General features: G+C 54.1%; 19 protein-coding genes. 13 read left to right on the forward strand and 6 right to left on the reverse strand.

The genetic code is table 11. The annotated features are described in order from the left end of the window. The first annotated feature begins 11 nt into the window (after positions 1-11). From D7M11_RS14185 to D7M11_RS14215, 7 genes are all read left to right on the forward strand, one after another. Positions 12-1,655 (forward strand): DUF6382 domain-containing protein, encoded by a 1,644-nt coding sequence (locus D7M11_RS14185; protein WP_158606599.1) that lies wholly within the window; start codon positions 12-14, stop codon positions 1,653-1,655. 136 nt (positions 1,656-1,791) lie between these two features. After that, the gene (locus D7M11_RS14190; RefSeq protein ID WP_120747894.1) at positions 1,792-3,408 is read left to right on the forward strand and encodes an ABC-F family ATP-binding cassette domain-containing protein; all 1,617 of its coding nucleotides are present in this window, start codon (positions 1,792-1,794) and stop codon (positions 3,406-3,408) included. A 138-nt stretch (positions 3,409-3,546) separates the two neighbouring features. Next, positions 3,547-4,068 (forward strand): hypothetical protein, encoded by a 522-nt coding sequence (locus D7M11_RS14195; protein WP_120747895.1) that lies wholly within the window; start codon positions 3,547-3,549, stop codon positions 4,066-4,068. 1 nt (position 4,069) lies between these two features. Continuing rightward, a complete protein-coding gene (locus tag D7M11_RS14200; RefSeq protein ID WP_120747896.1) occupies positions 4,070-4,411 on the forward strand; it encodes a thioredoxin family protein in 342 nt (113 codons plus the stop codon). Beyond that, positions 4,408-4,824: a sporulation phosphorelay system protein KapB gene (kapB, locus tag D7M11_RS14205; protein WP_120747897.1), complete on the forward strand. Its 417-nt coding sequence runs from the start codon at positions 4,408-4,410 to the stop codon at positions 4,822-4,824. The genes D7M11_RS14200 and kapB overlap by 4 nt, the downstream gene beginning before the upstream one ends. A gap of 114 nt (positions 4,825-4,938) precedes the next feature. After that, positions 4,939-5,553: a uridine kinase gene (udk, locus tag D7M11_RS14210; protein ID WP_120747898.1), complete on the forward strand. Its 615-nt coding sequence runs from the start codon at positions 4,939-4,941 to the stop codon at positions 5,551-5,553. Between the two features lie 33 nt (positions 5,554-5,586). Next, positions 5,587-6,078 carry a hypothetical protein gene (locus D7M11_RS14215; protein WP_120747899.1) on the forward strand — a complete coding sequence of 164 codons (492 nt, stop codon included), beginning with the start codon at positions 5,587-5,589 and terminating at the stop codon, positions 6,076-6,078. Between the two features lie 146 nt (positions 6,079-6,224). On the opposite strand, the gene D7M11_RS14220 is transcribed toward D7M11_RS14215, so the two are convergent. Next, on the reverse strand, positions 6,225-8,006 hold the full coding sequence (locus tag D7M11_RS14220) for a sensor histidine kinase (protein WP_147433436.1): 1,782 nt from the start codon (positions 8,004-8,006) through the stop codon (positions 6,225-6,227). 256 nt (positions 8,007-8,262) lie between these two features. Between D7M11_RS14220 and D7M11_RS14225 the strand changes: the two genes are divergently transcribed. Then, positions 8,263-9,948, forward strand: coding sequence for a long-chain-fatty-acid--CoA ligase (locus D7M11_RS14225; RefSeq protein WP_120747901.1), 1,686 nt, complete (start codon positions 8,263-8,265; stop codon positions 9,946-9,948). 95 nt (positions 9,949-10,043) lie between these two features. On the opposite strand, the gene D7M11_RS14230 is transcribed toward D7M11_RS14225, so the two are convergent. Further along, on the reverse strand, positions 10,044-10,265 hold the full coding sequence (locus D7M11_RS14230; RefSeq protein WP_120747902.1) for a hypothetical protein: 222 nt from the start codon (positions 10,263-10,265) through the stop codon (positions 10,044-10,046). A gap of 236 nt (positions 10,266-10,501) precedes the next feature. On the opposite strand from D7M11_RS14230, the gene D7M11_RS14235 reads away from it, so the two are divergent. Next, the gene (locus tag D7M11_RS14235) at positions 10,502-11,773 is read left to right on the forward strand and encodes an MFS transporter (protein ID WP_338042489.1); all 1,272 of its coding nucleotides are present in this window, start codon (positions 10,502-10,504) and stop codon (positions 11,771-11,773) included. Between the two features lie 68 nt (positions 11,774-11,841). Here D7M11_RS14235 and D7M11_RS14240 read toward each other — a convergent pair whose 3' ends face one another. Both D7M11_RS14240 and D7M11_RS14245 read right to left on the reverse strand, forming a co-directional pair. After that, on the reverse strand, positions 11,842-12,777 hold the full coding sequence (locus tag D7M11_RS14240; protein ID WP_120747903.1) for a zinc dependent phospholipase C family protein: 936 nt from the start codon (positions 12,775-12,777) through the stop codon (positions 11,842-11,844). Between the two features lie 47 nt (positions 12,778-12,824). Continuing rightward, positions 12,825-13,691: an amidohydrolase family protein gene (locus tag D7M11_RS14245; RefSeq protein WP_120747904.1), complete on the reverse strand. Its 867-nt coding sequence runs from the start codon at positions 13,689-13,691 to the stop codon at positions 12,825-12,827. Between the two features lie 365 nt (positions 13,692-14,056). Between D7M11_RS14245 and D7M11_RS14250 the strand changes: the two genes are divergently transcribed. The 3 genes from D7M11_RS14250 to D7M11_RS14260 all read left to right on the forward strand — a co-directional run bounded on the left by D7M11_RS14250 (position 14,057) and on the right by D7M11_RS14260 (position 16,061). After that, positions 14,057-14,713 carry a nitroreductase family protein gene (locus D7M11_RS14250; RefSeq protein WP_120747905.1) on the forward strand — a complete coding sequence of 219 codons (657 nt, stop codon included), beginning with the start codon at positions 14,057-14,059 and terminating at the stop codon, positions 14,711-14,713. A 126-nt stretch (positions 14,714-14,839) separates the two neighbouring features. Beyond that, complete coding sequence (locus D7M11_RS14255) at positions 14,840-15,271, forward strand: RrF2 family transcriptional regulator (protein ID WP_158606600.1); 432 nt, start codon at positions 14,840-14,842, stop codon at positions 15,269-15,271. Between the two features lie 37 nt (positions 15,272-15,308). After that, positions 15,309-16,061, forward strand: coding sequence for an alpha/beta hydrolase (locus D7M11_RS14260; RefSeq protein WP_120747907.1), 753 nt, complete (start codon positions 15,309-15,311; stop codon positions 16,059-16,061). Positions 16,062-16,122: 61 nt separating this feature from the next. Here the strand turns inward: D7M11_RS14260 and D7M11_RS36395 are convergent, their stop codons facing one another. Further along, positions 16,123-16,275 (reverse strand): hypothetical protein, encoded by a 153-nt coding sequence (locus D7M11_RS36395; RefSeq protein WP_158606601.1) that lies wholly within the window; start codon positions 16,273-16,275, stop codon positions 16,123-16,125. 159 nt (positions 16,276-16,434) lie between these two features. On the opposite strand from D7M11_RS36395, the gene D7M11_RS14265 reads away from it, so the two are divergent. Continuing rightward, complete coding sequence (locus D7M11_RS14265) at positions 16,435-17,478, forward strand: M42 family metallopeptidase (protein ID WP_120747908.1); 1,044 nt, start codon at positions 16,435-16,437, stop codon at positions 17,476-17,478. Between the two features lie 21 nt (positions 17,479-17,499). Here D7M11_RS14265 and D7M11_RS14270 read toward each other — a convergent pair whose 3' ends face one another. Beyond that, positions 17,500-18,660 carry a M20 family metallopeptidase gene (locus tag D7M11_RS14270; protein WP_120747909.1) on the reverse strand — a complete coding sequence of 387 codons (1,161 nt, stop codon included), beginning with the start codon at positions 18,658-18,660 and terminating at the stop codon, positions 17,500-17,502. Positions 18,661-18,776: the final 116 nt, after the last annotated feature.

Raw genomic sequence — 18,776 nt, forward strand, 5'->3', positions numbered from 1 at the left:
AGGAGGCCACGATGGAACGAACGCTATATGGTTTCCGCTATGATTATATCCGGCATCGCGGCACTTGCCTCGTCTTGTGGGGGGAAGAACCATTAAGCCGCAGCGCGTTGGCAAGAATCGAGCTGCTTATGCTGGAAAATAACGAAATAGCCGGGCTGCTTCCTTTCGAGGCGGAAGAAATCGATAAGACGGTCAGACTGCGTTATAACATAACCGGCAAGACCATGCTTTCGAAGTGGATGAAGACCGGAAAAATGAACCTGGCCTCTTACTACAAATTGCTGCTCCGGTGCGCCCAGGCGATCGACGACGGCAAAAGCTACATGCTGCGGGAAGAGGGATACTGGCTGCACGAAGATTTTATGTTCGTCGATGACGGCGGCGAGGGCGGCCCGGATCTGGTGTATGTCCCCGCTGCAAGTGTGGGTGGCAAGCCCGGTGTGCGGGAGCAATTCAAGGAGCTGGCGCTGCGGCTGTCAGCCTGTATCGAGTTTATCGAAGGGCCGGGATTTTCTTCGCTTATGGCCGCGCTTCATCGCGAACGATTGGAATTTGGAGAAATCCGTAAGCTGCTCGGCGACTTGCTTCGAACGGACAATGCGGAACGTTCTACATCTGAACGAAGCCGAGTGGGGGCCGCTGGTGTGGAGCAACTGCCGAAAGCCGAGCCGAACGAAGCTTGGGCACGGGAGGCAGCGTCCGAACCGAGCGATGACGATACCCGTGTCCGGCTGCCGGATTGGATCAGGCCGGGGCCGTTTCCCGATTTTGGCGTTTCGCCGGATGAAAAACCCAGCCGGGCACCCGTGACCGATGATGAGGAGGACGGGAAACGGCCAATCCCGGAATCTGACGATACTACGCAAACCGCCAAGCAAAAATGGCTCGGCTTCGCCGCCGCTGCCGCTGTGCTCCTGCTGCTGTGGAGCTTTTACCCGGAGAACGCGCCGGAAGGGGCGGTTAACATTTGGGGCGGACTGACGCTGCTCGTTTTGGACGCGGTTTTCGTCTGGATTCGGCTTCGTCCCGCGTTTGCCCCTTCCAAGGGATTACAGACGCTGGCTCGCTCCTACAGGGAGATGGAGGAGCGCGAGATGACCGGCTTAACGGGATATTTGCCGGTAAAGTCCAAGAAAAGCGTGACGATGACGGCTTCGATTCCGGCCGTGCGCGAACCGAATCATCCTGTTAGTCAAGCGGCGATTTCCTTACCCTACAAGCCGCCGAGCGACACCGCAAGTGATCGCACTACTCTACTGCGCCCCCCGGATGCAACGGTTCTGCTCCGACCGGGGGATCGCCAAGGCGAGCATGGGGCCGGCGGCGATCCAGAGCAGAAGCGGCAGTGCCCTTATCTGGAAATAAGCAAAGACGGTGAAACGAAACGTTTCGATATGCCCTGCGAGCGGTTCCTTATCGGCAGGCAATCCGGCGCCGTCGATTATGCTGACGATACGGCCGGCGTGTCAAAACTGCATGTGGAGATCGGACGCGAACAGACCGAATACGCTGCGAAAGATCTCGGCTCCAAAAACGGAACGTTGTGGAACAACGAGCCGATGGTGCCGTACAAAAGCTATAAGCTGAGTGACGGAGACCGCTTGCAAATCGTAGGCACCCGCATCGTTTTTCGGCTCGGGACAGACTCGGAGTGAGCGAAGGCTCCGGGTCTTGTCGCCGTTTTGCAGCAAAAGTTGCTGCAAACACCAGTCCGGATCTTTGAAGCCGCTCCCAAACTATGCTATACTACTAAGTTGATAGCATGAAATTACATTGGGGGTATGTACGTACATGATCAGCACCAACAATGTGACGCTTCGCTACGGCAAACGCGCCTTGTTCGAAGACGTTAACATAAAGTTTACACCGGGCAACTGCTACGGCTTGATTGGAGCGAACGGAGCCGGCAAATCGACGTTCCTCAAAATTTTGTCCGGTGAAATCGAGCCGAATAGCGGAGAAGTATTCATCACTCCGGGCGAGCGACTCGCGGTACTGAAGCAGAACCATTTCGAGTTCGACGAAATCGGCGTGCTGAAAACGGTCATTATGGGCCATAAACAGCTCTTCTCTATTATGGAAGAAAAGGATGCGCTGTATGCGAAGCCGGATTTCTCCGAAGAGGACGGCATGCGCGCCGCCGAGCTGGAAGGCGAATTCCAGGAGTTGAATGGTTGGGAAGCGGAGTCGGATGCGGCTTCCTTGCTGCTAGGTCTCGGTATCGGAACGGATCTGCACGACAGGCAAATGAAAGAGTTGAGCGGCAACGAGAAAGTACGCGTGCTGCTGGCGCAAGCGCTGTTCGGCAATCCGCAAAACTTGCTGCTTGACGAGCCTACGAACCATTTGGACATCGAATCGATCAACTGGCTTGTCAACTTTCTTGGCCGCTTCGAAGGCACTGTTATCGTTGTATCCCATGACCGTCACTTCCTGAACGAGGTTTGTTCGCATATCGCGGATATCGATTTCGGTAAAATTCAGCTTTATGTTGGCAACTACGACTTCTGGTACGAATCGAGCCAGCTTGCGCTCAAGCTCGTCCGCGATGCGAACAAGAAGGTGGATGAGAAACGCAAAGAGCTCGAAGCGTTTATTGCCAGATTCAGCGCCAACGCGTCCAAATCGAAGCAGGCTACCTCGCGGAAAAAACAGCTCGAGAAGCTTACGCTCGAAGATATTCGTCCGTCGAACCGCAAATATCCGTACATCAACTTCAAACCGGAACGCGAAGCCGGTAAAAATATTTTGACGGTGGACCGGATTAGCAAAGCGATTGACGGCGAGAAAGTGCTCGACAAAGTCGGCTTCGTCGTCAACAAAGGGGACAAAATCGCGCTAGTCGGACCGAACGGCGCTGCTAAATCGACTTTGTTCCAAGTTGTTGCAGGTGAGCTGGTAGCGGACGAAGGCGAATACACCTGGGGCGTAACAACGACGCAGGCATACTTCCCGAAAGACAACAGCTCGTACTTCGAGGGCGTAGAGCTTACGCTCGTCGATTGGCTGCGCCAGTATTCGAAAGATCAGGACGAGACGTTTATTCGCGGCTTCCTCGGCCGGATGTTGTTCTCCGGTGAAGAATCGCTCAAAAAAGCGTCTGTGCTGTCCGGGGGCGAAAAAGTCCGCTGCATGTTGTCCAAAATGATGCTTAGCGGCGCGAATGTGCTGTTGCTCGACGAGCCGACGAACCACCTTGATCTCGAATCGATTACCGCACTCAACAACGGACTGATCGATACGGACGCAACGATGCTGTTCGTTTCGCACGACTGGCAGTTCATTCAGACGATCGCCAACCGGATTATCGAGATCACGCCGAAGGGCTTGATCGACCGCCAGATGACGTATGAGGAGTATTTGAATAACGAAGACGTGAAGAAGCTTCGCGAATCGTTATACGCTTGATAGGCGGCGGGGGGACGGCATCGTGGTTCTCCCGCTTTTCCTGTTCCGCCGGAAGGAGGAGCCGGCTGGGCGTCGTATTGTATATATGTATATAGTACCGAACGGCGGTTGCCGATGCAGCCAAGATAGGAGGAGCGCATGTTTGATCCGACGATTTATGAAAACCTGAAAGTCGTGTTCGAAGGAGCCGTTTACGACCTCGATCTGGACGGTCAGATCGTCGTCGTTCATCGCTCGGACCTAATCGACCTGGCCTCGATGTCCAGAAGCTACTTGATCCGGTTTCGGATGAAAGACGGCAGAAGCTGGGCCGAGCTTCGCCTTTCCGCTGAACTGCTGGACATGGCCGGCGAGAAGCTGGAGTGGCGCAACGTGCTGCCGGGCTGCAGACTGGAGCTTGTCTTCGGCCTCACGCTGCGCAACCCGGTTACAGCGTGCAAAAACATTCAGGACATCATGGAGCAAATATGGGGCCGGGACACGACGATCATCCAGACGTTGTCGTTCCGTTACGGCGACGACGGCTCGCGATGCCATAATGAAATCGGCGTCATTTTCGAGCGAAAAATCGGGGAAAGCCAGGTAGCCGACATCCCTGATCTGCTGGAGCACGCAGTCGCGACGCTGCGCCAGCTGGAGCCCTACAACATGGAGGAATGACATGCGGGAGCGGACAGAAGCGGAGCTTAGACGCCAGACCACAAACGGCGATTCGTTCGCCGTTTTTTTGTACACGCCGTTATGCGGCACTTGCAAAGTAGCGGCCCGCATGCTGGATATCGTGCAAGCGATGAGGCCGGATTGCGAGCCCGGGCAAGCTAACGTAAACGGGCTGCCCAAGCTGCTTCTGGAATGGCAGATCGAGAGCGTCCCTTGCCTCGTTCATATCGAAAATGGCCGGATCCGGCGCAAGCTGTACGCATTCGAATCGGTTGAGAACGTGCTGCAATTTCTGGAGCCGATCTACCTGAAATCGAACAGAAAGGATGAACGGAGTTTATGAATGTAAACGATTATGTTACCGTCGAATACAAAACCGGCGCCTATATCGCCAAAGTCGTGGAAACGGCCCCGCCTCGCGCGCTGGTGGAGATTACGGCCGTTCTGAAACATCCGCAGCAAGGCGATCTTCATCATCCGTTTCAGGCGGACGTTCCGCTGTTTCACGAACGCAGAGCGGCGGCAAGCCGGGAAAAGGTGTGGGTGCTTTCATCCACGGTGAAAGCTTATAACGGCAGCGTTCCCGCTTATGACGAATCGCTGCGTGCGGCCTGGGAAGAAATGGTGCGATCGCTGGAGCGGCTGGCACAGCCAGACCAAGGGCAGGAAAAAAACGATGGCGGCTCCGATCTGGCGTTATGGGCGGAGAGAGCGCTGCTGAATATGCGCCAGCTGCAAAAAGATTATTGGCGTTAATTATGCTCGGACTCAGCTTATTGCCGCGAAGGTGGAAATTGGCGTTTTTCCATACTGGCGATTGATGATACAATAAATCGAACATGCGATCATGTGCAACTGGAGGATCTAGTTATGCTGACTATAGGAATTGCCGGCGGAACCGGCTCGGGAAAAACGACGGTGGCCGAAAAGCTGATTGAAGCGCTTGGACCGCAGAAAGTCGTTCTGCTATCGCAAGATTCATACTATGCCGACAATAGTCGTTTGCCGCTTAAAGAAAGAGAGCTGGTCAATTACGACCATCCTGACGCGCTAGACGGCGAGCTGCTGCTGCAGCATCTGCGCCAGCTGAGAAATCATGAGGCGATCGAAATGCCGATCTACAATTTCACCACCCATTCGAGAGAGCAGCAGACCATTGCCGTACAATCGAAACCGGTTGTGATTCTCGAGGGCATTCTCATATTTGCCGATCCGCTTATTCGCCAAGAGCTGGACATTAAGGTATTCGTCGATACGGACGCGGATGTACGCATCCTGAGACGGCTGTCGCGGGATATTCAGGAAAGAGGCCGGTCGGTCGAATCGGTGTTTCATCAATATTTGAACACGGTCAAGCCGATGCATGACGCCTTCGTCGAACCGTCCAAACGGTTTGCCGATCTGATCATCCCGGAGGGCGGTCGCAACAATATTGCGATCGGGTTGCTCACTTCGCGCATTCAAACCTATCTGCAAATGGGCTGAGACGCGCCAAATGACGGTAAGGAGCAAAGGCGAATGAGCGATTCTTGGATTACGATGCGGCAGGTGCCGCAACAGCTGCTGCAGGAGCGGCTCCAGGCCGTGAAGGAGCTGTCCGCTCGAGGCAGCGACGCAGAGCTGTATGAGATTGTAAAGGACACGGAAACGGGCGACCATTATTTACATTATGCGTATATGCATTTGACAGTTGCGGATGGAACGGAAGAATCGTTTCACCAGCTGCTGCCGCTGGAAAGCGATGACGTGCTGGGGATAATGTTCGGCGAGAACGGGTATACGTATCCGGACCATTGGTTGCGCCCTTTTTTGCGAAACGGGCCGGACGGGACGTATGTTTGGTTCGATCCCGCTACCAATCTGGAGGGCGACACGGACGACCACGAGCGGCTGGCTGGAGAAATTGCCGGTATGCTCGGCGCCTGGAAGCAATCGGACCGGCGCGATTCAGAGTCCGTGAAGGAGCTGCTGGATCGGATCGATCGTACGTTGAAGCGGGACGAACCATAACCTGTGGTGCTCAAATGTAGAAAAAAGCGAATGGCATTTGCCATCCGCTTTTTTTTGACATCTATAGCATTTATATGTTTCGGGGCTCCCCGCAAAGTACTTGGAATAAGCCTCGAAGCCTAGGCTTCACTTTGCGGGGTATTTGTTTAGGAAGATCTCACCATACGCTGAATCGGCATGCTTACCGTGAACGTCGTTCCGTGCTCCTCGTCGCTTTCGATCGTAATCGAGCCTTTATAGGAGTCGACTCGTTTCTTCGTAATCGCGAGACCAAGCCCGGAGTGATCGTCCGGTCGTTTCGTGCTGTAACCGGGAACGAACAGCCGCTCCTTTTCTTCGTCGCAGATCGTCCGTCCGGGATTGCGTACCGATACGACGAGGTTGCCCGCCTGGTGCCAGCCTCTCAGCTCGACCCAGCGCTCGGAAACGGGGAGCTTCGCCACCTCGTCGAAGGCGTTGTCTACCAGGTTGCCGATAATGATGACGATGTCGACGGACGTTACGCCCAGATCCAGATTGCCGATCGGCTCGAACTCGTGACGAAAATCGATGTTTTTGTCCATAGCGGTAACAACCTTGGACTGGACGAGCGCGGCCACGGCCGGATGCCCGATCTGAATAATGTCGTTGATTTGCCGGATGCCCCCGATCAGTTCGCCCGTATACCGCTGAAGATCGTCGTATTTCTTCATCTGGAGAAACGTATGGATCGTCTGCACATGATTCAGGAAGTCGTGCCGCTGGCCGCGAATCGTCGTGAACATATCGTTCATTTCGTCGATATACGCTTCCTGGGTGATCCGTATCGCTTCCTCCTTATTTTGCCTGATCATGCGGAAGACGACGATCAGAACGATCAGACTGGCGATCGTCAAGATCAGAATGCGGTTTATAAGGGAACGCGCCTGGTCGTTCAGCATTTGCGAAATGCCGTTGTAATCGAATACTACGCCGATAACATAAGGATAGTTCTCGACCGATAGCGCCGAATCGTCATACGTCACCGGGATGAAGCTTTTGATCACTTTTTTGCCGTTCAGGATCGTAGTCCGCGTGATCGGCTTTTTCAATTCGATTGCTTCTCTTACGTTCACAATATCGTTGTCCCGGTCTGCGTAGCTGTACGTTCCGAACCATATCGGACGGCTGGCGAGAGCGATGTAATCGTTGCCGCTTTGCGATCGCGACACTTTCAGCGGATAACCGAACGTATTGTAGTTGAAGCCGGTCATTTCGAGTATGCTCGGGTTGTCCAGTATCGTTTTGTTCAAAATGACGTCCGGGCCGGCCAGCGCTTCGTACTGCTTGATCTGGATATCCTCGACGTACGGATTAATGATATAGTCGGTCGTTCCGTCGTAGAAGTAACCCCACTTGTCGATTTTGCTCGGGTCGCTGTCGGCATGGGCGATCGGACCGGACCAATAATTCGGAAGCTTTTGTCCTTCCGGTATCGACACGTTGTTATTTTGCAGCAGCTGCCGGAAAGCGGTATACCAGTAATTCCAATGCTTCGTGCTCATATCCAATTCTTTCGGGTCCGACGATTGCACGCCTACGATATCGTCTCCGCGAGGCTGAAGCAGGGTAATATGGGAAATGCCGAGTTCCAGACTAAGCTGGGTCAGCTGTTCGGCGGTCACATTGGCGGCTTTCGGGTCGAGCCTGTCTTTGGCCGCGATGGCGGCGAGCCGAAGCTGTTGTCCGATCATATCCTCGACATAGTTGACGCTTGCTTTATACCGGTCGATCGCGTTGCGCAAGTTGCCGGCTGCCATGAGCGATTGTTGTTCGACGCTGCCGACCAGCCTATTTTTTGTCGTTACGTAAAACAGGACGTTATTGATGCACAGTATCAACAAGACACAGGCGAATACGATATAAAAAAATCGCGATCTCACTTGCCATTCACCTCGTTTGCTGGTCACTACCAATCCCCTGCGCCGAGCATCGAAACAATTGCCCGCCTGATGACCTCGTCAGCATATACCACCATTATAGCTGAAAAGACATAGGAATGTTATCGGAATTTCGACTTTATTCGATACAAAAAATCGGATTACGTCGGATTGTGTCGCAAATGTGATTCGATCCATTTATAAAAACTGTATATGTAAACAAGCGTCGCCCCATATCATTTACTAACGTTGCCTGTCAAAGCGCGCAAAGGAAGGTGGATGAAACATGGAACAGCGACCTTGGCACGACGAATACCCACTGGAAGTGCCGACCGCACTCGATTATCCGTCGGTACCGCTCCCGCTTCTGTTGAAAGACGCTGCGGAGCGGTTTCCGGAACAGCCGGCCCTTACATTTTTCGGGAAAAAGACGAATTACCGGAAGCTGCTCGAACTCTGTTACCGGTTCGCGGACGCGCTTAGCCATATCGGAGTGAAGCCGGGGGACCGCGTGGCCTTGCTGATGCCGAACATGCCGAGTTATATCATCTCCTACTACGGTGTCCTGTTCGCGGGGGCCGTTGTCGTACAATTGAATCCGCTGCATGTCGAGAGAGAACTGCTCCGGCATCTGACCGATTCGGGGGCGGATACGATCGTTTGCGTAGACCTGCTGCTGCCTAGAATCCGCAACATAAGCGAAAAGGCTGGACTGAAACGGATTATTGTAACCTCGATCGGCGAGGAACTGCCTTTTCTGAAAAAAACATTGTACCCGCTCCTGCAAAAAAGAAAAGGATCGGCCGTCCAAGTCGATGTCGACAAAGAGCCGCTATTTTCGTTTCGCCGCCTGCTTCGCGCTGCGAGACCCGTTCCGGCAACGCCGGATATCGACCCGGATACCGATGTCGCCGTGCTGCAATATACGGGAGGAACGACCGGCGCGGCGAAAGGGGTTATGCTGACTCACTCCAACTTGACCGCGAACGTACGCCAATGCAAAGCCTGGATGTACAGATTGAAGGAAGGAGCGGAAATCGTGCTTGCCGCTGTACCGCTATTTCACGTGTACGGCATGACAGTGTGCATGAATTTTGGCATCTCGATCGGAGCCAACCTTCTGCTCGTCCCGAAATTTGAGATCGAGTCGCTGCTGAAAACGATCCATCGCAGCAAGCCAACTATTTTTCCCGGTGCTCCGACCATGTATATCGCCATCAATCATCATCCGCTCGCGTCCGTCAAATACAGGCTGTCGTCGATCAACTGCTGCATCAGCGGTTCGGCGCCGCTGCCGCTCGAGGTGCAGCAGCAGTTCGAAAAGCTGACGGGAGGGCGGCTCGTGGAAGGTTACGGCTTGTCGGAATGCTCGCCCGTCACCCATGTGAATCCAGTCTGGGAGAAGCGCAAAACGGGGAGCATCGGAGTGCCGTGGCCGGATACCGACTGCAAAATTATCGATCCGGAGAGCGGGGAGGAGAAAGCGGTTCGCGAGATCGGGGAGCTCGTAATTCGCGGGCCGCAGGTGATGAAAGGATATTGGAACAAGCCGGAGGAAACGGCCAAGGTGCTGGAGGATGGCTGGGTGCGGACCGGTGACATGGCTTACATGGACGAGGAAGGATTTTTCTATATCGTGGATCGCAAAAAGGATATGATTATCGCCGGCGGCTATAATATATTCCCGCGGGAGGTCGAAGAGGTGCTGTTTGAGCATCCGGATGTTCAGGAAGCGGCGGTGATCGGCGTGGCAGACGCCTACCGCGGCGAAACGGTGAAAGCGTTTATCGTGCGGAAAGCGGGGGTAGGGGTTACGGAGGAGGAGCTGAATGCATTTTGCCGCTCCAAGCTCGCTTCGTATAAGGTGCCGCGAATATACGAGTTTCGCGACAGCTTGCCGAAAACGATGGTGGGCAAAGTGCTAAGGAGGGAGCTGCGGGAGGAGGAGGCCAAAACGCCGCCGCAGACTTGACGGACACCCCTTGCCCGGCGGCAAGTTTGCGTCGCCCAAAAATGCCCCCAGCCGAGCAGCTCGGCCAGGGGCATTTCTACCTTCCGGCGGGATCGTTAGCGGCGATACGGCATATTCGGCGTAGCGGCGGAAGGGTATACGTGACTTTCGGAGTAGCAGTAGACGTGTCTTGGCACAGGAACGCAGTGATGCCGGTTCACAACTTGAATCTGATGGATGACGTTAACGATCTGCGGATGATAGTGGTCCTTGTAAACGACTTGCGGCGGATCGTACACATCGCTCGCCGGACATACGGGTTTATGGCAGTGAGACATTTATTAATTCATCTCCTTTGTAAGGTATGGGATATGATATGATCGTTGCCCGGAGGCCGAATGTGTGGCAGCCTACCCCTTGTACGTAATTGTCTGCCCATATGCGGAAAGGATGTCCGCCTGTGGACAGAGCTTCACAAAAAGAAAATCATAGTCGGCAGAAGCGGACCGATGGTACAATGATTGGGAAATGGAGCGTTAAAGCTTCAAGCCGGGTATACGGGAAGGGGAATGGTATGGATCGTAGGGCGGTTCGGGCATGGGTGATGTACGATTGGGCGAACTCGGCGTTCGCTACGACAATGATGGCGGCGGTGCTGCCGATTTTTTATAGCGATGTGGCGGCTTCGACGCTTCCTAACGAGCAGATGGCTACCTCTTACTGGGGGCTTACGCAATCGATCGCGATGCTCATTGTAGCTTTGCTAACGCCGGTGCTTGGCGCAGTAGCCGATTATACGGGTTATAAAGTCCGTTTTTTGCGTGTGTTTACGTATTTGGGCGTGCTGTCTTCGTTTTGCTTCATCTTCGTCGGGAACGGCGACTATTTGCTCGCTTCGCTGCTGTTTATTTTTGGTACGATCGGCTTTTCGGGAGGCAACGCGTTTTACGATTCGCTGCTGAACGATCTGGTCGAACCGGAGAAGAGGGACTACGTCTCGTCCAAGGGTTACGCGTTCGGCTACATCGGCGGGGGCCTGCTGCTCGTCGTTAATTTGCTGCTTATTCAAAATCCTGGACTATTCGGCTTGCCCAAAGGCTTGCTCGGAACGTACATTTCGTTCGCCTCTGTCGCCGTATGGTGGTTTTTGTTCTCGCTTCCGCTGTTTCGCCGGGTGAAGGACAAGAAGAACGGAACGCAGCATTCGATCGTTCAATATGCTGCTATCGGCTTCTCGCGTCTCGGGAACACGTTCAAACGGATTACGCGCTACCCGGAGCTGCTCAAATATTTGATTGCTTACTGGTTTTTTAATGACGGGATCAGCACCATTATTACGATGGCTACCATTTACGGCAAGGAAATCGGCCTCGGTACGAAAGATCTGATCGCCGCACTCGTCATTACCCAATTCGTCGGAATCCCGTTCACGATCTTATTCGGCAAAATCGCCGAACGTCTCGGCTCGAAGCAGTCGCTTTACATATCGCTCGCCGTTTATATTTTGATCGTCATTTTCGGCTTTTTCATGACCGAAACGTGGCAGTTTTACGCGCTGGCGTTTGTAGTCGGCATGGTTCAGGGGGGCAGTCAGGCAATCGCCAGATCGATATATAGCCGGCTTGTGCCGAAGGACCGTCCGGCCGAATTTTTCGGGTTTTTGAGCGTCTCCAGCAAGTTCTCCGCGATCGTCGGCCCGTTTATTTTCTCCATCGTCGGGCTTATGACCGGTTCGAGCCGTTATGGCATTTTGGCGCTGGTTCTCTTCTTCGCCGTCGGCATCGGCCTTCTCGCCAAAGTCGACTTGCGGAAAGGGGCGGCGGAAGCGGAAGCCGCGAACGGATAAGGAAGAGGCACGGAAACGAAAAAAGAGGACGAGTAGGGAGAATGATCTCCGTCCTTCGTCCTCTTTTCTCAAAGAATCGGCTTCACATGTTTGATTTCGTGATGTTCCGCGCAAGGCTTGCCGGTTTCGTACGACAAGTCGCCGAGAGAGGCAATCAGCCGTTTCCTCGCCTCGGGCTGCTTCGTGCCCGTCATATAAGTTAGCGCCGCGCTCATGACCTCTATTCCGTCCTTCATGGCTTGATCCCACAACTCCCAGAAGTTTTCCGTATGCTGCTCGTTCGGGTCCGAGGGATGGAGCCATACGGCTCCCGACTCGTTCAGAAAATCTGTCGGCGGCAGCCGCTTTTTGAACAAGAACGGCTCGATTTGACCAAACGTAAGCATCGTTTTGATTCGTGCGGGATCGTGGAACAATTTTTGCGCCCGAATCATGTCCCGGTACGCTTCATCCCAGTCTCCGGGGCCAAACGGAGCGGCAATGTCCGGGTAGTGTTTCTTCGACAGTTTGTCGAAGATATCCGCCATAGTTCCTGGCAAGCGGTCTCCGGCATAAATTTCTTTCCATACCGGAGTTTGCTGCGTTTCGATGCCGAGCAGCTTGCGCGCGACAAGAGTATCCAGTATGATCTCGAACCGCTGATGGTTCCACTTCTTGAATCCCGACATATAAAAAACGTACGGATGAGCATTACGGTCCAAAATATGGTGCGTTAAAAAGCCGAGCGCATATATCGTCTCCGGGGCGCGCAAAGGCTTGCCCTGCACGGCGTCCAGCATATCGGCGAGAAACGGGCCGCACCGGCTCGAATGCATGGCGCTGCCGATCGCGGCCATGCGCCGCCGGGTCTGCCACGGCAGAAAGCGGTGGTAAAATAAAAAGTCCGGCCCCTGGCAGCCGAATTGGTATACCCGAAGAAGCTCCGGCGTAGCCGACGCTTCTTCGAGGCCGATCCGGTCCGCCAGTTCGCGGCCGAACAAAAAATGAGTCCAAATGTTGGGCATCGGGCCTTTGGCTCCTTTTAACCTGATAGGCGTTTACCCGTATTGTATCAGGATAAAGGAACGAGCTTCAAGGCGTTGCCCGAGTATATTTTGGCAAGAACGTCGTCCGGCAGATTAAGCGATCCCAGCACTTCCTGATGAACGTTATCGAAATAGTCGCGGCCGTACAAAATGCGGTCCTGGAATTCGAGTATAAATTCTCTCGCGAATTCCGGATCGCGGCTGAACGCTCTCGCTCCCGAGCCTGCGGATATATCGCAGTACAGGTTCGGGTATTTGCGCAGCATTTCGCCGACCTTGCCGCCCGGCTGGACTTTCCCTGTCGGATAAGCGACCTTGTCGTACTGGTCGTCGCCGGATATATGCGCCCAGAAACCGGGAGCATGACCGAGGAAATACGTGTCCGGACAAGCCTTGACAGCCCGCTCGAAGGAGTCGATGCCGCCGCCGTACCACCAGTTCGGACGAGGATACGTCGAGCCGGTAGCGAACTCGTAGTCGATATGTACCGTAACCGGCAGCCCTTTCTCCCCGCAGAAACGGAATAGCCGGATCGCATCCGGATTGTCGTACATCATGCGCAGCTTGATCTCGCCGTACACGCGAACCCCGTACAGACGGATCGCATGATCGAGCTTGTCGATCGCATCGGGACGGCGCGGATCGGGAGCATAGCCCAAAATGAATTTGTCCGGATGCTGCTCCGCATACTGCACGCAGCGGCGGAATGAGATCGGGCCGTCAAGCAGCGATGCGTCGGGGACGTTTTTTTTGTACGCCGGGTTGTATTCGTCATCCGGGCATTCCCAGCTCAGCAGCCAGGTTTTGTCGATGTTGTATTGCTTCATGTTGTCCAAATACCGTTCGATGTTATACCCATACCAGTCCGGATGATTATGGCAGTCGATAATCATGGATTGTACCTCGCTTTATCGGTGGTGGTGTTCGTTACCCACACATATTGTACAGGCTAAATACAGGTGCGGCAATCCTAAAAACGAGAAAGAAAGCCAAAACCTATCGGGGATGACTTATACTGTGATTGACAAGTGAACAGTTAGATGATATACTGTGCATATATTGTAACAGTAACCGGCATGAACATGGATGGAGGCTTATGATGGATGCTCGCCTAAGTGCCTAAGATACTGCGCTCGTAGAGGGACACATTCACTGGAAATCACACGATTTGAGGTGAAGATGTTGTCTTTCGAGCTCGTATATACTGTATATAAGTAAATAGCAGTTAAAACGGTTAATAACTGGAGGAAACCAAATCATGTCCACAAACGTTAGCGAAGTACAGCTGTCTTCCGGCAGCTTTATCGACGTAGTCAAGCAGCGCCGCTCGGTGCGGGTGTTCGATCCTAGCTGGACGATCGGGGAGGAGGAGCTGCGCGACATTTTGCAGACGGCTACGCTGGCTCCGTCTTCGTCCAATATGCAGCCTTGGCGCTTCCTGGTCATTCAGGATGCCGAACTGAAGCAAAAGCTGCTGCCGATCGCCTATAACCAGCAGCAAGTGGTAGACGCTTCGGCTGTTATCGTCGTCCTGGGCGATACGAAAAGCTACGAGAAAGCCGAAACGATCTATGACGCAGCGGTTGCGGCCGGTTATATGACCGAGGCTGTGAAGGAAGATTTCGTCAAACGATCTGTAGGGCTGTACAGCTCGCTCCCGAGCGAAGTGATGAAAGGAATCGTACAAACCGACGGCGGACTTGTCGCGATGCAGCTTATGCTTGCAGCGAAAGCGAAAGGCTATGACACCGTGCCGATGGGCGGTTACGACGCAGCGAGGCTCATCGAAGCTTTCGGCATCCCAAGCAGTTATGTTCCGATTATGCTGATCGCTCTCGGCAAGGCGGCGAAGGAAGGTCATCCGACGACTCGCCTTCCGCTGGAAGAGGTTGTGTTCTGGGATTCGATTTCATAACGTTAGATTGGCCAAAAAACGGGAGCAGGCGCGGTAAGCCTGGCCCGTTCTTTTTTTGTTCATTCAAAAAAATATTTTGCAAATCTGTACTAAAACAGGCAATATAGATAAGAGGAGGTGGCAGTTTTGGAGGCGATAAGGAAAGAAAGTCCGAGTTCGAAATGGTTCGGTTACGCCCTGCAGTCGCTCGCTGTTCTGGCGATCCACGACGGTGTATGCCCAAGCTGCGAGATCGCTCACAAGATGGAGTCTCAGGCTACGATGCTGAGGCGAATCATGGCCCAGCTTGCCAAGTATAACCTCGTTGTCGCCAAGGAAGGCCGCGATGGAGGCTACATGCTCGCGAGAGCCGCCGACCGGATTACGTTTGCGGACGTTTACGAAGCGCTCCAACTGTCCGAACCTCTATCGCAGGCGCTGCTCGACTCAACGTCGGACGGCATTTTCGGCAAGGAGATGCAATGTTATTTTACGAAATTTGCCGGCGAATGGCAGAAGCGGGTCGTCTTTGAGCTTCAGCAGCGAACGATTGCGGATATGATCGAAGGATATAAATAATAATCCGAACCAGGGTCAGAGAGGCTGCGTGCAACAAATGGCATTTATCCAATGTAATTTTAGTTCCAAAACGCTTTCGATCGGCGTCTCGATGAACGTCATTCTTCCCGAGACGAAGCCGGGACAGTCCCCGGACCGGAAAATACCAACCTTGTATTTGCTGCACGGGCTTTCCGACGATCATACGGCCTGGATGCGATATACGGCCATCGAAAGATACGCCCGAACCAAAAATTTAGCGATCGTCATGCCTGCCGTCAATCGCAGCTTTTATACGGATATGGCGGGCGGTTACCCGTACTGGACGTTTGTCAGCGAAGAGTTGCTCGAGGTGACCCGGGCGTTTTTCCCGCTCTCCGACAAACGGGAGGATACATTTGCGGCGGGCCTTTCGATGGGCGGCTATGGCGCGTTTAAGCTGGGGCTTAGAAGGCCGGATCTATTCGCTGCGGTAGCCAGCTTGTCGGGGGCGCTCGATCTGAAGAAGTCGAAGCCGAATTGGATCAGAGACTTCGGCTATATTTTTGGTGCCGATAACGATGTCCCTGCGGATGATGATCTATTCGCGCTGACTGCGAAAACGGCTGCGTCAAGCGGACCAAAGCCGCTGCTTTATCAGGCGTGCGGAACCGAGGACTTTTTGTATGAAGCGAATCTGGGCTTCCGGGATCATGCCCGCTCGCTCGGTTTCGATCTGACGTATGAGGACGGTCCCGGCAATCATACGTGGGAATTATGGGATGCTTACATAAGCAAAGTGCTGAACTGGCTGCCGATTCGTGAGCAATAAGGCCGCAAACAAGAACAAGAGTGCCCTGAACTTGGGGCACTCTTTTTGCGCTAAAAACGTGCTACATGGTGAACCGGGTTTTGTCCTTGCGTCCGGCTTCGTTCGTTTCTTGGTTTGCCGACAAGTCTATGGAAAATTCCTCACGATACTGCTCGATTTGCGAAGGGTGCCCCGCCGGTCCGGTTTTTTTCGGTCGGTTGTTTCGTCCAGCCATCGGTATCACCTCCCGGCCTGTTTGTCGGCTGCTCGCCGCTTCCCTAGCTTGCTCGCCCGCCTTCGGACGCATTCCCCGGCAAGATGAAATTCTATTGGAAGCGGCAATGCGATATAATGAAACATGTCTGCATGCACAGGAAAGAAAGGATGGCGGAACATGACACCAATAAGCCGTGTATATATGCTGGACTTTTTAATGAAATTGCTAAATACGCCAAGCCCGTCCGGATACTGTGAACGTATCGTCTCGATTGTACGGGACGAAGCGGCCTCGCTCGGCTTCAAAGCCGAAAGGACGCCGAAAGGCTGCCTCCTGATTACGGTGCCCGGCCGCGATCCGGAGCCGCTCGGTATATCGGCGCATGTCGATACGCTCGGAGCGATGGTGCGGGCGATCAAACCCGGCGGCACGATCCGGTTTACGCCGGTCGGCGGGTATATGATGCAGTCGGTCGAGAACGAATATTGCCGTATTTTTACCCGTGACGGCAGAGAGTATGAGGGTACCGTGCTGCCGGTCAAGCCCTCAGTTCATGTATATGGCGATGCTCGCGAGATGAAGCGGGAAGAAGCGAATATGGAAATCCGGATCGACGAAAAGGTATCCGGCAAGGACGATGTGCTTGCGCTCGGCATCAACGTAGGCGATTTTATAGCCTGGGAGCCGCGCGCCCGCAGCTTCGAGAACGGTTATGTCAAGTCGCGCCATCTGGATGACAAAGCTTCCGTCGCCGCCGTGTTCGGTTTGCTTCGCTGGCTGCGCGAATCCGAAACCGTACCGGCGCGGACGCTTAAAATTTTCATTACCGTGTACGAGGAAGTTGGTCACGGAGCATCGTATTTGCCGCCCGATATTCATGAGCTGATCGCAGTTGATATGGGGGCGATGGGAGACGATCTGAGCTGCACCGAGCTGGATGTGTCCATCTGTGCCAAAGACTCGTCCGGTCCATACGATTACGAAATGACATCCAGACTAATCGAACTGGCCAAACGCGAGGGGATCAAGTACGCGATCGACATTTACCCGCAGTACGGGTCGGATGCGTCTGCGGCGCTTCGCGGCGGCAGCAATATCCGGGCTGCGCTCATCGGTCCCGGCGTGCATGCATCCCACGGTATGGAGCGGACGCACATTCAGGCGATTGCAGGCACGGCTACGCTGCTCGCCGCCTACGTCACACAAAGTCAGAGCTATTAGAAAGCTTTAACGACGGGCTTATTAGTTCGGGCGAAACGCCATCTTAATGCGGCGCAGCAGTTCCGAGTCTACAACGACGTCATAAGCGGTTGCGGCAAGCGCCTTAGCGCCGAGCAGCATGCCGTCCAAGGCGCGCTCCTTCATGGAGAGGTCGCGGAATTCGGGCGTATGCAGATTAAACGTCTCGTCGATGACTTGCACAAACGGATGAATCGAAGGACAACGGCGGGAAACATTGCCAAGATCAAGAGAACCATGATCTTGGCCTTCTTTAATTTCGCCCGGTTGGATGCCCAACTCGAGCAGATTGCTTGTGAACGTTTCCGATAAAGGCTCGTTAGTTCTGAGTTCGTCATAGGAATACTCATAGTTGCTCGTTTGCAGCGTGCAGCCTGTTTGCAGCGCAGCGCCTTCGGCACAGAGCAGCACCTTGCGCACCGTCTCGTCTGTGCAAGGGCGGTTGCCCGAACGGATGTAGAAGCGCGCAGCCGCATATTCCGGAATAATGTTAGGCGCTATACCGCCGTCGATAATGACTCCGTGAATGCGGACATGGCTTGGAAGCTGCTGCCTAAGCGCATTGATGGAGTTAAACAGCTGGACGACAGCATCAAGCGCATTCACGCCATCCTGCGGATTCGCCGCGGCATGAGCCGCTTTGCCGTGAAATTCGAATTGCAGCGCGTCCATCGCCAGCGAGGAGCCGGACTTTTCGAAGCGATAGAACGGATGGGCCATCAGCGCGATATCGACATCGTCGAACAGCCCGGCTTCCGCCATCGGCACCTTCGCTCCCGTTGTCTCCTCGGCGGGAGTTCCGAATACCCGGATCACGCCTCCGATCGTATCGATGACCGCTTTCAGCCCGATCGCGGCGCCTAGCCCCATCGTGCAGATCAGATGATGTCCGCAGGCGTGACCGAGGCCGGGAAGCGCATCGTATTCGCACAGAAAAGCAACCGTTGGCCCCGGCTTGACCGATTCGTAAGTGGCTACAAAAGCCGTCTTCAATCCGAGTGTGTTCGATTCAACGCGAAAGCCTTGACGCTCCAGCTCGGACTTTAGTCTGGCGGAGGCCAGCATCTCCTCGTGGCCGAGCTCGGGATGATTCCCGATATACAGCGCGATTTCCTTGAGCGTATCCTGCTGCCGATCGATCGCTTGGAGCAGCTGTGACTTCATGATAGATTCCTCCGTTTTGAGCGGTATATACGAATATTGTACCGAATCGGCTCCGCAAATGCGAACGCGGCCATTCTTTTTGTCGCCGTTTGATGGGCCCAATTCGGCTGAAACTG

Origin of the sequence: Paenibacillus ginsengarvi, assembly GCF_003626695.1 — a bacterium.
GTDB lineage: Bacteria > Bacillota > Bacilli > Paenibacillales > NBRC-103111 > Paenibacillus_AB > Paenibacillus_AB ginsengarvi.